The organism is Paenibacillus sp. OK060 (assembly GCF_900101205.1).
Lineage (GTDB): Bacteria > Bacillota > Bacilli > Paenibacillales > Paenibacillaceae > Paenibacillus > Paenibacillus marchantiae.
In genome coordinates, this window is record NZ_FNFR01000007.1 from 117,850 (window position 1) to 131,186 (window position 13,337).

General features: G+C 48.1%; 15 protein-coding genes and 1 pseudogene. 14 read left to right on the forward strand and 2 right to left on the reverse strand.

All coding sequences use genetic code 11. The annotated features are described in order from the left end of the window. Positions 1-51 precede the first annotated feature (51 nt). The 14 genes and pseudogenes from BLS14_RS24155 to BLS14_RS24215 all read left to right on the forward strand — a co-directional run bounded on the left by BLS14_RS24155 (position 52) and on the right by BLS14_RS24215 (position 11,889). Positions 52-1,037 (forward strand): annotated as a pseudogene (locus BLS14_RS24155) (beta-ketoacyl-ACP synthase III). Beyond that, complete coding sequence (locus tag BLS14_RS24160; protein WP_090954397.1) at positions 1,027-2,319, forward strand: ATP-grasp domain-containing protein; 1,293 nt, start codon at positions 1,027-1,029, stop codon at positions 2,317-2,319. Before BLS14_RS24155 ends, BLS14_RS24160 begins: the two are co-directional and overlap by 11 nt. Beyond that, a complete protein-coding gene (locus tag BLS14_RS24165; RefSeq protein WP_090954399.1) occupies positions 2,316-3,311 on the forward strand; it encodes an NAD-dependent epimerase/dehydratase family protein in 996 nt (331 codons plus the stop codon). Before BLS14_RS24160 ends, BLS14_RS24165 begins: the two co-directional genes overlap by 4 nt. After that, entirely contained in the window at positions 3,305-4,165 is an 861-nt protein-coding gene (locus BLS14_RS24170; protein ID WP_090954401.1) for an MBL fold metallo-hydrolase, read from the forward strand. Before BLS14_RS24165 ends, BLS14_RS24170 begins: the two co-directional genes overlap by 7 nt. Continuing rightward, on the forward strand, positions 4,162-5,496 hold the full coding sequence (locus BLS14_RS24175; protein ID WP_090954403.1) for a F390 synthetase-related protein: 1,335 nt from the start codon (positions 4,162-4,164) through the stop codon (positions 5,494-5,496). Before BLS14_RS24170 ends, BLS14_RS24175 begins: the two co-directional genes overlap by 4 nt. A 51-nt stretch (positions 5,497-5,547) precedes the next feature. Then, a complete protein-coding gene (locus BLS14_RS24180) occupies positions 5,548-6,468 on the forward strand; it encodes an SDR family oxidoreductase (RefSeq protein WP_090954405.1) in 921 nt (306 codons plus the stop codon). A gap of 40 nt (positions 6,469-6,508) precedes the next feature. Further along, entirely contained in the window at positions 6,509-6,631 is a 123-nt protein-coding gene (locus BLS14_RS33290) for a hypothetical protein (protein WP_256336659.1), read from the forward strand. Positions 6,632-6,651: 20 nt separating this feature from the next. Continuing rightward, a complete protein-coding gene (locus BLS14_RS24185) occupies positions 6,652-7,233 on the forward strand; it encodes a DJ-1/PfpI family protein (RefSeq protein WP_090954407.1) in 582 nt (193 codons plus the stop codon). Then, positions 7,230-7,811 (forward strand): GNAT family N-acetyltransferase, encoded by a 582-nt coding sequence (locus tag BLS14_RS24190; protein WP_083584717.1) that lies wholly within the window; start codon positions 7,230-7,232, stop codon positions 7,809-7,811. Before BLS14_RS24185 ends, BLS14_RS24190 begins: the two co-directional genes overlap by 4 nt. After that, positions 7,808-8,692, forward strand: coding sequence for a serine/threonine-protein kinase (locus BLS14_RS24195; RefSeq protein ID WP_072734069.1), 885 nt, complete (start codon positions 7,808-7,810; stop codon positions 8,690-8,692). Before BLS14_RS24190 ends, BLS14_RS24195 begins: the two co-directional genes overlap by 4 nt. Positions 8,693-8,952: 260 nt before the next feature. Continuing rightward, positions 8,953-9,621, forward strand: coding sequence for a GNAT family N-acetyltransferase (locus BLS14_RS24200; RefSeq protein ID WP_176854738.1), 669 nt, complete (start codon positions 8,953-8,955; stop codon positions 9,619-9,621). 227 nt (positions 9,622-9,848) lie between these two features. After that, positions 9,849-10,235: a hypothetical protein gene (locus BLS14_RS24205; protein WP_090954410.1), complete on the forward strand. Its 387-nt coding sequence runs from the start codon at positions 9,849-9,851 to the stop codon at positions 10,233-10,235. A gap of 245 nt (positions 10,236-10,480) precedes the next feature. Next, positions 10,481-11,305 (forward strand): glutamate racemase, encoded by an 825-nt coding sequence (murI, locus tag BLS14_RS24210; protein ID WP_090954412.1) that lies wholly within the window; start codon positions 10,481-10,483, stop codon positions 11,303-11,305. A gap of 32 nt (positions 11,306-11,337) precedes the next feature. Further along, on the forward strand, positions 11,338-11,889 hold the full coding sequence (locus BLS14_RS24215; RefSeq protein WP_090954414.1) for a histidine phosphatase family protein: 552 nt from the start codon (positions 11,338-11,340) through the stop codon (positions 11,887-11,889). A 70-nt stretch (positions 11,890-11,959) separates the two neighbouring features. Here the strand turns inward: BLS14_RS24215 and BLS14_RS24220 are convergent, their stop codons facing one another. Continuing rightward, entirely contained in the window at positions 11,960-12,322 is a 363-nt protein-coding gene (locus tag BLS14_RS24220) for a DUF423 domain-containing protein (protein ID WP_072734064.1), read from the reverse strand. A gap of 58 nt (positions 12,323-12,380) precedes the next feature. After that, entirely contained in the window at positions 12,381-13,310 is a 930-nt protein-coding gene (coaA, locus tag BLS14_RS24225) for a type I pantothenate kinase (protein WP_072734063.1), read from the reverse strand. Positions 13,311-13,337 lie beyond the last annotated feature (27 nt).

The window sequence follows — 13,337 nt, forward strand, 5'->3', positions numbered from 1 at the left end:
TTTATTAGTTGAACTTATATTCAGTCAGAAGAAGAGAAAGAGGTAGGTCATATGCAGCTTAGAAGAGTGAGAATTGTTGGAACAGGCAAGTATTTGCCTGAACAGGAAGTAACCGACGAGGAGTTGGATCGCCGTTTGCAGGTGCCTGCGGGCTGGGTCAGCAAAGCAACAGGTGTAGGTGTGCGTCATTACGCTTCTGGTGCAGAGACCTCTTCCTTCATGGGAGCGAGGGCTGCCGAAGCCGCACTTGTTGATGCGGGATTGACGTTCGCAGATATAGACTGTCTGGTGTGTACGAGCGGTACGAAGGAACAACCTTTACCCAGTACGGCGGTATTCATTCAGCAGGCGATGGGACAGCAGGATTCAGGTGTACCGGCTTTTGACATGGATGCGACCTGTTTAAGTTTCCTAAACGGGTTGGATGTTATCTCCTATATGGTGGATGCCGGGCGTTATAAAAGGGTGCTGCTTGTAGCTACGGAGATCGCCTCAAAGGGGTTAAATTGGTCGAACAAGGAGAGTGCTGCCCTGCTGCTGTCATTATTGAACGCTCTGCTGAAGGAGAGTCTTCGCAGATTGTGCATGCCTCGCTGAAAACGTACAGCCGCGGCGCGCGGTTTTCGGAAATTGCCGGTGGGGGTACTCGTCTGCATGCCTCGAATTATGTGGCAGAGCAGCCGGACCCCTATCTTTTTCATATGGATGGACAGGCCATCTTCCGTATGGCTTCCAGGTTGCTGCCAGCATTTATTGACGATATGTTGCAAGCAACCGGTAATCAGATGAAGGATTTCCAATTGGTAATTCCGCATCAGGGAAGTGCCATGGCGATGAGGCTGATCCGCAAGAAGCTAGGAATCGAAGAGGACCGTTTTATGGACATTACACGAAATCACGGCAATACCATTGCCGCTTCCATTCCGATGGGGTTGCATGAAGCGATCAAGCAGCAGCGCATTCAGAGGGGAGATCGGGTGCTAATGATCGGAACAGCCGCCGGATTATCACTGGGAGGACTTATTTTTGACTACTAGATTCACGAAGAATGGACATCAAACATCAGAATCCTTAAATGTGCTGCTCACAGGCGGGCGGGCTCCGGTAACGCTCGATCTGGCGCGTATGCTTCATCGTGCGGGTCACCGGGTTTACGTCGCGGAGAGCGTGGTGCGTCATTTGTGCAGATTGACCAGTGCGGTGGAGCAGTGTTTCATGGTTCCATCTCCACGTCATGAAACAGAGGATTACTTGTTAGAGATGGAGAGTCTGGTTCAAACCTGGCAGATCGACTTGTTGATTCCGATGTGTGAAGAAGTTTTTTATATTGCCCAAGGGACAGATCGACTGCGTAATCACTGCCGTGTACTTGTTTCGCCTATAGAGCAGCTGCATGAATTGCATCATAAATATCGCTTTATTCAGCTTGCAGAGTCGTTTGGCCTTTCGGTGCCGGATACCCGTCTAATCAACAGTCGGCAGGAATGGATGGAAGCGCAGGCTGATCTGGATATAGAAGGGGAATGGGTATGGAAGCCCGTATACTCCCGCTTTGCTGCCAGAGTTCGTATGCCGATATCCTCCACAGCAGACTTTGATAGAGGCGCACCTGATCAGAAGATATACGAAGGTAAAATGAAGCAGCACCGTTTGAATGATCCTCCTGGTGACACGGAAATATCCTCGGCTTCCCCTTGGGTTGCACAGGCTTTTGTTGCCGGGCAAATGTTATGTACATACAGCGTAGCTTATGAAGGGAAAATCGTTGCACATACAACCTACGACAGTCGCTATCGAACGGGCAGCGTAGGGGCGAGTGTTTTTTTTGAACATGTGGAGCATGAAGGAATTTACGAGTGGGTAAGGCAATTTGTACAGGCGACAGGGTTTAGCGGGCAGATTGGGTTTGATTTTATCGAAACAGAGGACGGACAAGTGTATGCCATTGAGTGTAATCCGAGGGCGACCAGTGGCATCCATTTGTTTCACCCTGGTGATGGCTTGGTACGTGCTTTAATTGCACCTGAAGAGCTGGTGAAAGCAGCAAAGGTGATCATCCCCAAGCAAGGAAGCAAAGCGATGTTGATGCTTCCGATGTTGGGAAGTGGATTGCAGCAACTCTGGGGGAAGGGCGGCCTGCGGACATGGATGACAGCCTGGCGGGGAACGAGGGATGTGGTGTATCTGAGATACGATATGAAACCTTTGTTTGAGCAATTTGCAATTGTACTCTCCGCCTGGCGGCTTGCAAGGAAACATAAGTTCTCGCTGACTGAAGCTTTGACTCACGACATAGAATGGAACGGTGAACAACGATGAATAGAGCATTGGTTACAGGAGCAACCGGATGTCTGGGCAGGCATCTGGCGATACGGCTTGCAGAGCAAGGCTGGGAAGTTACGGGTATGGGACGCCAGCCAAAGCACGGTGCACAGCTTGAGGCAGCAGGCATTCGATTTTATAACGGAGATATACGGGATCAGGCGGCGGTGAATGAGGTCTGTTCGGGTCAGGATGTTGTGTTTCACTGTGCGGCGTTATCGTCGCCATGGGGCAAATACCGGGATTTTTACAGCATCAATGTGGAGGGGACACAGCATTTGGTGGACCGTTGTATGAAAGTTGGCATAAAGCGCTTCATTCATGTATCAACGCCGAGCCTATATTTTAACTACAGTCCGCGATATGACATACATGAGAATGACCCCTTGCCATCCAAGCCAGCTAATCATTATGCAGCCACCAAGCGGCTCGCTGAGCAGGTGGTTTTGCAGGCTCATGCTAAGGGACTTCCATCGATCATGATTCGTCCGAGAGCTATTTTTGGCCCGTATGACCAGACCCTTTTTCCCAGAATCGTTGCAGCAAATGCCAAATCGGGTGTACCTATGATCGGAGGCGGACAGGCACTCATTGACCTGACTTGTGTGGATAACGTGGTGGATGCGCTTTTGTTATGCAGGGATGCTAAGACAGAAGTGCTGGGTCGTGCCTACAATATTTCCAATGGAGATCCGAGACCGTTTCAGGATTTGGTGAGCACGTTGTTTGGAAAGCTGGAAATGTCTTTACACCGTCGAAATATTCCCTACGGAGCAGCATACGGAGCAGCCGCAGTGCTGGAACGTGTACACCGCTTGATTCCTGCGTTAGGTGAACCTCAATTGACGCGGTATACGGTTGGTTCATTATCTATCCCGCAGACGCTGGATATTACGGATGCCCGTGAGAAGCTGGGATATGTGCCTCGGTTGTCCATTGATGAGGGGTTACAACAATTTGCAGACTGGTGGAGGGCTGAATCATGCTGACAACAACTTCGGTAAAGCTTCATCTTGGAGCAGCGGGTTATTGCACACATCCGGAGTTTCTGACGCTGCGTGGTGGAAGTTTGCTTCCGGTGGCCTTTCCGGCAGGCTTTGCGTGCATCATTCATCCTGTACATGGTCCGATTCTGCTGGACACGGGATATAGCTCCCGTTTTTTCAAGGAAACCGCCCGCTTGCCAAACGCGCTGTATCGTCATATTACACCTGTGGTCTATCGTGAAGAAGACAGTGCGGTACATTTTCTGGCTCGTTTAGGACTGGAAGCTTCGGATATTCGGTACATCATCCTCTCGCACTTTCATGGGGATCATATTGCAGGTGTGCGGGATTTCCCACAGGCGCAATTGATCTATCTGCCAAGAGCCTATGACGCCGTGCGTTCACTTGGCCCCATTGCGGCTGTAAAGGCAGGGTTTCTGTCCGGGCTGCTGCCAGAGGACTTTGATGCCCGATCATTGCCTGTTACGAAGCAGCCGGAGAGATGGGTAAGAGCGGGTGAGGATTTTCCTTTTCCCGAGGTATACGATATTTTCGGTGATGGCAGTCTGCTGGGTGTTGACGTATCGGGTCATGCGGAAGGCATGATGGGAATTTTGCTTAGTACGGAGTCACATGACTATTTTCTGTGCGCGGACACAGTGTGGTCGAGTCGTGCTTTTCAGGAACAACGCAGACCTCATGCACTCGCTGGAATCATTATGTCGGATCGTCAGGCGTATCGAAGGAATTTTGACAGACTCGTTCAGTTGCATCAGCAGTTTCCAGCGATTCGGATTGTGCCCAGTCATTGCCATGAAGCGCTGAATGCTTGGGGTACAGAGGGTGAGCACATATGAGCAGTACACTGCGTATTGTCTACCATTATGCACTTGCACGGGGATTGAGAAAATGGAAAACACGAGCGCAGCTTGAACGCTGGCAGGAACGCCAGATCATTCGGCAAGTGGAACGGGTTCGTAAAAAGTCCGCTTTTTACCGGGAGTGGTGGGGTGATGTTGATGCATCCAACTGGAGAAGCTTTCCGCTGATTGACAAAACGATCATGATGCAGCATTTCGATCGGCTCAACACGGTGGGCATTTCCAAGGGCGAAGCGATGGCTCTCGCCGGGGAAAGTGAGGAAACGCGTGATTTCAAGCCATCCGTTCAGGGCGTGACGGTAGGCTTGTCCTCAGGCACATCGGGCAACCGGGGGTTGTTTCTGGTGAGTGATCGTGAGCAGGATGCGTGGACAGGGACTGTGTTGGCCAAGCTCCTGCCTGGCGGACTGTGGAAGCCTGCCAAGATCGCCTTTTTCCTCCGGGCCAACAGTAATCTGTATGAATCGGTGCAGCGGGGTAAGCTGCAATTTCAATATTTTGATCTGCTGGAGCGTGTCGATACCTTGGTTGAACGTATGGAAACATACCGACCCACCGTATGGGTAGCGCCGCCCTCCATGCTGAGAATGTTGGCTGAGGCTTATACGTCAGGCACATTGACCACTGTACCGGACAAAATCATTTCGGTTGCTGAAGTGCTGGACCCCCTGGATCGCAAGGTGCTGGAGAGTGTTTTTGGGCAAACCATTCATCAGGTTTACCAGTGTACTGAAGGATTTCTGGGCGCAACCTGTGGCTTCGGTACGTTGCATTTGAATGAAGATATCGTTCATATTGAAAAAGAGTTCATTGACCCCACGACCCGGAGGTTCGTGCCTGTAATCACGGATTTCTCCAGAACCTCACAGCCGATTATCCGGTATCGACTGAACGACATTTTGACCGAGGGAGCGGTTCCTTGTGCCTGTGGGTCTCCATTCACTGCCATTGAGCGGATCGAAGGCCGCTGTGATGACACGCTTTATTTTCCACATCGACAAACGGGCGAAGCCGTACCTGTATTCCCGGATTTTGTTACGCGTGCGGTGATTGCAGCCTCTCCGGTTATTGAGCATTATCGCGTCGTGCAGCGAGGTAATGGGATGTTGGAAGTATCGCTTCGGCTTGGAGGAGGAGAAGGGATGCAGCAGGTGGAAGTTGGTGTGAAGCGGGAGTTGATGAAGCTGGGAGAGCGGCTGGAATGCATCGTACCTGATATCATATTTGTCCCTTATACGTTTGAACCGGGAATAACGAAGCTGCGCCGAGTGGAGAGACAGCACACTTGTAGTGAAGCGTTTGGATGATAAGGTAACGTGATAAATCGACTAAATCCATCGAGGGAAGAGGTGAAGCAGATGACAGAACAGAAGATACAGACAGAGGATGATCATATACAGGGCGAAACAGGTTTAACCGTGGGGAAATCGAAAGAGTTCAACCCAAACGCCCCTGTGGCGTTAATTACGGGTACATCGAGTGGGTTCGGTATGCTTACGGCGGTTACGCTGGCTAAACAAGGATATCGTGTTATAGCAACGATGCGAGATTTGAGTCGGAATGTAGAATTGGCAAGGCTGGCGGAGCAGGCGGGTATCTCAGATCGGTTACAGGTTATTCGCCTGGATGTAACGGATGCTGATTCAGTGCAGGGGGCTGTTCGGACGGTACTTCAAAACAATGGGCGGATCGATATGCTGGTGAACAATGCAGGATTTGCGCTTGGCGGATTTATTGAGGAAGTATCCATGGATGATTGGCGTCGGCAAATGGAAACGAATCTGTTTGGCTTAATTGCCGTTACACGTGCGGTCCTGCCTGTCATGCGTGAGCAAAAGCAGGGATTGATCATCAACTTGTCTAGCGTCAGTGGATTGTCCGGTTTTCCAGGTTATGCGCCGTATGCTGCATCCAAATTCGCCGTGGAAGGTTTCACGGAAAGTTTGCGTCATGAGATGTCTTCGTTAGGCGTCCGGGTTGTGCTAGTAGAGCCGGGTGCTTATCGTACACCCATATGGAGTAAAGGTTTGGGCGAAATTCACAGGAGTGATCATTCTCCCTATAAAGATAAGCTGGATGCGGTTCTTCGTTACTCCCAGCATGCTGGAGAGACTGCACCTGATCCGCAGGAAGTGGCCGATCTGATTGCTCGCATTGCACGGATGCGTGCACCAAGACTTCGTTATGCGCTGGGCAAAGGCTCGCGTTTGCTTATCATCGGCAAGCTGCTGCTTCCCTGGAAATGGCTGGAGTGGATTATTGCGCGTGGACTGAAGTAGGGTAAAACGCATTCAACTAATATGCTGGGGGTAAAGAGCTATGTTCGAAATCATCGTCATTATTTTACTGCTGTCCATTGTTGGCCTGCTCTTCCGTATCAATAGCAAACTACCCGAACGTGATTGGGTGAAAGAAGCCATGGAGCGGGATGCGTCGAAATAAAAAACACTGGAGGGCTTCATATGAAAATTGCTTTTGTTTTGTTTGATGGTTTGACTTTCCTTGATTTTGCAGGATTTTATGATGTGATCAATCGGTTGAATTTCTTTGAACAAACCAAAGGCACGACGTGGGAAACATGTGCGATGACAGATCAGGTTACGGACGAATCAGGCCTTACGTTGAAGGTGGACCGGGTGAAGCCTAATTTAGCGGAATATGATCTCATTTTTGTGCCTGGTGGCATGGGAACACGCAAGCTTCGATTCGATGAGGCTTTTGTAGGCTGGCTGAAACAGGCCGGGAATGTTCCACTAAAGGTATCTGTGTGCACAGGCTCTCTGCTAATGGGGGCAGCTGGGTTTTTAACAGGTAAAAAAGCAACGACGCATCCTAATGTCTATGAATTGCTTGAGCCATACGTTGCCGAGGTGATCCAAACCCGGATTGTGAAAGACGGAAATGTGATTACGGCCGGAGGGGTAGCGACGTCCATTGATCTTGGGGTCTATGTTGTAGGTTTGCTTGCAGGCCAGGAAGCCGCAGCGAATGTAAAGCTACAAATTGATTATCCTTATGACATGCAGGGAGTGGTTGAAGAATGAATGAAGGTCAGAAGGAGAACGTGTTCATCCTTCGCAATATACGCAGAGATGAGGCAGAGAAATATTGGCCTTTGCGGCTGGAAGCACTGAAAAATCATCCGGAAGCCTTCGGGGCTTCATTTGAAATGTCCATTCAGCTTCCCATGAGTGAAGTGCAGGAACGTATACATACCGAACCCGATAATTACATTCTGGGTGCATATACAGAAGAAGGCATCCTCACAGGGACAATGGGGTTCAAAAGAGAACAGGGACTAAAGCTGAGGCACAAAGGATACATCTGGGGAGTTTATGTCTCACCGTCTTATCGTGGATGTGGACTTGCTTCCCGATTGCTCCGCGAAGTGTTGGATCGGGGCAGGGAATTGGAAGGCATAGAGCAAATCAATCTCAGTGTGGTTACCACAAACGGGTCAGCAAGGCGATTGTATGAGCAGCATGGATTTGAAACCTATGGCATTGAGCGCAATGCACTGGTCGTCCAGGGAAAGGGTTACGATGAAGCGCATATGACGTACTTTTATGCTGAGCGTTTGAATGTGAGCGATGAGCATGTTGAAGAAGGTGGTGACTTATGACGGACACGGTTCAGCTTGAACTTGACGGCATTTCTTTTGAGTTAAAAGAACCTCATTCATTCGAGTGGATCGCGCGCCTGGGTACTGTATTCCGTGTGTTTGATCAGCAGGATTCTGGCAATTTGTCCTTTGGTATTCTGGGTCTGGACGGAAAGCGGATATTCGTGAAATATGCTGGAGCATGCACGATACATGCGAACAGTTTAAGTACACCTGCCGAAGCGATTCATTATTTGAAATCATCCGTTTCCATATACGAAGATTTGGCACATGACACATTGATTCATTTAAAAGACCATTTTGCAACGGAACATGGCTACGTCTGTGTATTCGATTGGGTGGAAGGAGAATGTCTGCATTCCCATTGGGATTTTCCACCACCAGCCAAGTATGAGGACCCTCGTTCCCCCTATTATCGATTCAGACAGCTTCCGGTAAAGACGCGTATTCAGGCGATGAAGCAGATTTTGGATTTTCACATCGAAGTGCAACGGAGAGGGTATGTGGCTGTTGATTTTTACGATGGCAGTCTGATCTATGATTTTGACAAACAATCGATGAAAATATGTGATATTGATTTGTATCGAAAGGGCTCTTTCACGAATACGATGGGACGGATGTGGGGATCATCCCGGTTTATGTCTCCTGAGGAATTTGAGTTGGGTGCACCAATGGATGGAGTCACGAATGTGTTCAACATGGGAGCGATGGCTTTCTCCCTGCTGGGTGGAGAGTTGGATCGTTCATATGCCAGATGGGATGCGGGAGAAGCGTTGTACCAGGTGGTTATTCGTGCGATAGACCCTGAGCGAGCGAGTCGCTATGCGTCGGTTGCTGAATTAGGTGAAGCATGGAAAAAAGCCGTACTGCAGGATCAATAAGCGATATTGAATCCTTGTTTAGATCTTAAAATTATCTAATATATTTCTCATACGTAATTGTGCACATTGGATTCGTATCTGCACGGGATATACCGTATAATGGAAATTAATGAGGGGGTATAGCCAATGTGCAAATATACGATATCAGGATTAATAACTGATTTTCTGAAGCAGCATGACGCTGGAATAAGAAGTGTAGGCGAACCGTTATTGCAGAGGTTCATTCCGTAATTATGAATCCCATATTAAATCCTTCACCCATGGATATGATGAAAATTCAGGCAAATACATTGTATACGATGGACAATCAGAAGCGTCTGTTAAATATTAACGAGCCGGATGGTGGGCAGGCTCCAGCCTTATTTATTGGAATAACTTCTGTCGGGCAATGTTCCTACTATCATGAGCAGTTGCCGTTCACTCTGATTGAGGAGCTAGGCTGTGATGCTGAGCTTCCGCTCGATATTGCGAAGCTGATTCGGAGAGTGGAGACGTTTAAGCCAGTGAAGAGTGCATGGATGGGCCCGGCTTATACATTTCCCGAGAAGTGCGGCGAATGGCATCCGAATGTTCAGCTTATAGAGAGTCATGGTGCTTTTTTGCTGGAAGAGCATTTTCCTGATTTAATAGAACGACTGCAAGAGAAAATGCCCATTGCCGCTTATGTAATGGAGAATTCGGCTGTCGCTGTATGTTGTTCGGCCCGTGTATCCCAACAGGGTGCTGAGGCTAGTCTGTATACGGCGCCTAATTTCAGAGGACAGGGTTATGCAGCAGAGGCTGTAAAGTGCTGGAAGTATCATGTTAAAGAGAGCGGGCGCATTCCAATCTATAGCACATCATGGGATAATATAGCTTCGCAGACTGTTGCCCGGAAGTTGGGACTAATCCAGTTTGGTGTGGATTTCAGCATCACGACCTCGTCATAAAAGATGCAATCATTTGTGTTAAATGAAGGGCATCAATCCGCAGGGTTGAAACTCTGGATCAAAAGTTGTTGTTGCAGCAATAATTAGGACTTTTGTACAAAAGAACCTGCAATAAGTCATTGTAGCGCATATCCGTATCTATCGGGATGAGTATAATTATGATCATAGCTTTGTCGAGTTTATTGAGAGTGCCGTTCATAAGTTTGAGCAGGGACAGGAGTGATTCCATGATTCGCAAACGTATTGCAAGCGGCACGGTGATGCTGTGTGCAGCATGGATGTTGGTAGCATGCTCGAATCAGGTGGAAAGTCATGACGTGAGCTGGAAAATTGATAGCAATCTTCAGCAAATCGTGAACGAAACTGAGATTCTGACCAGCAGTAATCCAGGTGATTATATTGCTGCTAATACAGAGGCGTATGCTCAGATTCTGGATACGGGTGAAGAGGGACTGAACGTCCTGATTCAGCAGCTGGAGTCCAGTTCGAATGATGGCCTTAAGGAATGGCTTATGGCTCAGACTAGTACTGAACTGCTCGGAGAGCGTAACCCCGTGGAACGCTGGCAAAGTGGCAAAGACTGGCTCAGACAGTATAAAATGAAGTTAGAATAATGGCTCTTCATTAGTGCATGACTTACAGCGAAGGTAGTGGAGGGAACGGAATCGATTCTGAAGAAGCGGTAGCGTTCGCCTTTGTCTCCAAATTTGGACATTTATAAAATATATCAAGAAAATTTGGAGACAACAGCGATCGAAAGAACGATCCGTAACCGAAACGATCACCGCAGGTCGTCAAACGTTAACGTCTGTGATGATCCGGAATAACATAACTCACCTCCCAGTCATCATGAGCAGGAATGAGAGGTTCCAGGAACCTGAAAGAATACGTTATAGAGGTGAAACCCTTGAAGAAGAAAATTGCATTTTTTGACTCGGGAATCGGTGGTTTAACCGTCTTGCATAAAGCTTTGCATCAATTCCCTGAAGAAGCGTTTCTGTATTATGCCGATACATTGCATGTTCCTTATGGGACCAAGTCCGCCGATGAGGTTAGAGGACATATCTTCCATTGTGTGGAGGCTATTGTTCAGGAAAATGTGCAAGCGATTGTGATTGCCTGCAATACAGCGACCAGTCTGACCGTGAAGGATTTACGTGCCAAGTATGATATCCCCGTTATCGGGATGGAGCCTGCTGTGAAACCAGCTGTGGAAATGAATCGAAGAAGCGGCAAAAGAGTGCTTGTATTTGCTACAGCCCTAACCTTGAGTCAAACGAAATATCATGAATTGGTATCCCGAGTGGATGATCACCACAGTGTCGATTCCATTCCATTACCTGAACTTGTGGAGTGGTGTGAGCAGTTGGACTTTGATCCACAGAAGATTGCGGCGTATTTCCGCCTCAAACTGGCTGACCTTGATATGAACTCATACGGTACAGTTGTGCTTGGCTGCACGCATTACCCGTTTTATACATCGATTCTTCGTACGGTTCTACCAGATCATATTCAGATTATTGATGGCAGTACGGGAACGGTTAACCGCTTGAAGCAGCTTCTTGGGTTGGCAGACCAAAAGGGCGTGTGGACAGAGGATAATGTTACTTTTCTTAGTTCATCTGGCCGTTCGGAAGACCGGGAGAACATGCGAATTGCACTCGAATATCTGGAGAAGCATTGAATGTAATTTGAATCAACAGGAGTTGAAGGGCGATGCAGTCTATTTATCTCATTCGTCATGCCAAAGCTACAGGGCAAGAACTGGATGCCGAGCTTACGGATGAAGGACTTCGTCAGGCAGAAGAACTTGCTGAGATGTTGGCGGAGCACCCAATCCAATACATTGTGTCGAGTCCGTGGAAAAGAGCACTTCAAACCGCTGCCCCACTGGGCAAAACCGTCCTGCAACATATACATACGGATGAACGTCTTCAAGAAAGGGTGCTTAGTACCCTTCATCTGGATAACTGGATGGATGTGCTTGAACGTACATACACGGACGAAGACTGGACGGAAGAAGGTGGTGAATCTTCTCGTTTCGCGACAGCCAGGGGCCTTGAGGTGCTGGACGAGCTGTGGAGCCGGCCTGAGCATAGCGGGGCTGTGATTACACACGGTAATCTGTTATCTCTGCTCATTCGCAGCCATGATGAATCCTTTGGATTCGAGGAGTGGAAAAATCTATCTAATCCTGATGTATATGTCCTGGAAAAACAGCAGGGAGATAAAGTCACACACAGCATTCGCCGTATATGGCGAAGTTAAACATAAAGAGAGTGCTCCAGCGATTTTTTGAGATCGGCTAGAACACTCTTTTCAGTTTACGATGTTGGTTTTACAAAGCGGCGACTAATAACATTACCCAACCAACCAAAAATGCTACTCCGCCAAGGGGTGTGATCGCCCCCAGTTTTCGAACGCCAGTTACGCTTAGGACATACAGACTGCCCGAGAACAAGAGGATGCCGGCGAATAGCAGCCATCCAGCCAGCAACACAAGAGAAGGCTGCTCCAGTCGATCAGCGAACAGTCCGAGAAGGATGATTCCGAGTCCGTGAACAAGGTGATATTGAACGCCAGTCTCGTATATTTTGATCATGTCAGCAGACAATCTGCGTTTGAGCGCATGTGCACCGAATGCTCCAAGGGCAACAGCAAGAAACATCATGATACTTCCAAGTACAATCAAGGTCTGCATGTAGTCTTGTCTCCTTTTTAATGAGTATTAAGCAGAATGTTTCTGCTCATTATGATACTTACAGCTTACGCAATTGAATGCGCTGAATCGAATGGTCCGCTTCCTTTTTCAGAATCAGTCTGGCTCGTCCTTTAGTTGGCAGGATGTTTTCGTGCAGATTTTTGGCATTGATATCTTTCCATATCTGACTTGCCGTAAGAACAGCCTCATTTTCTTCCAGATTGGCAAAACGGCTGTGGAAGAAGGAATTCTCATTCTGAAACGCTGTATTGCGTAGCAACTTGAAACGCTCAATGTACCAGTGGCGAATATGCTCCTCTTCTGCATCGATATAGATGGAGAAGTCAAAAAAATCACTGACCAACAGTGGGGTTTCCTTTTTGACCTGGAGCACGTTAATTCCTTCAATAATGAGGATATCCGGCTGACATATGGCATTCTCTTCACCTGCAATGACGTCGTAGGCAAGATGGGAGTATACGGGAGCCATCACTTCGGGTTTGCCCGATTTGACATCACCCATGAACTGAATCAGTGACTTGATATCATAACTTTCCGGGAATCCCTTTCGGTTCATGATGCCTTTTTCTTGCAGCACGGCATTGGGATACAGGAAACCATCCGTAGTGACCAGATCCACCTTTGGATTTCCTTTGCCTCTGGCCAGCATAGCCTGAAGCAGGCGGGCAGTTGTACTTTTGCCCACGGCAACACTGCCCCCAATACCGATAATGTAGGGAGCGTGATGTGCTTCTTTTTTTAAAAAAGATGCCGTTAAGCGATTCAGCTCTCGTGAAGCTCCTGCATATAAGTCAATAAAGTGGGTAAGAGGTAGATAAATATCCTCAACTTCTTGAATGGATACCTCTTCATTTAATCCCTTTAGCTGTTCCAATTCCGCTGTCGTTAGTGGAAGAGTGGTCTGATATTTCTTCAAGTCAGCCCATTCCTTGCGGTTAAACTCGGTGTAAGGAGAGTATAAATTCATGAGATCCCGCTTTCTGTATGTAATGTT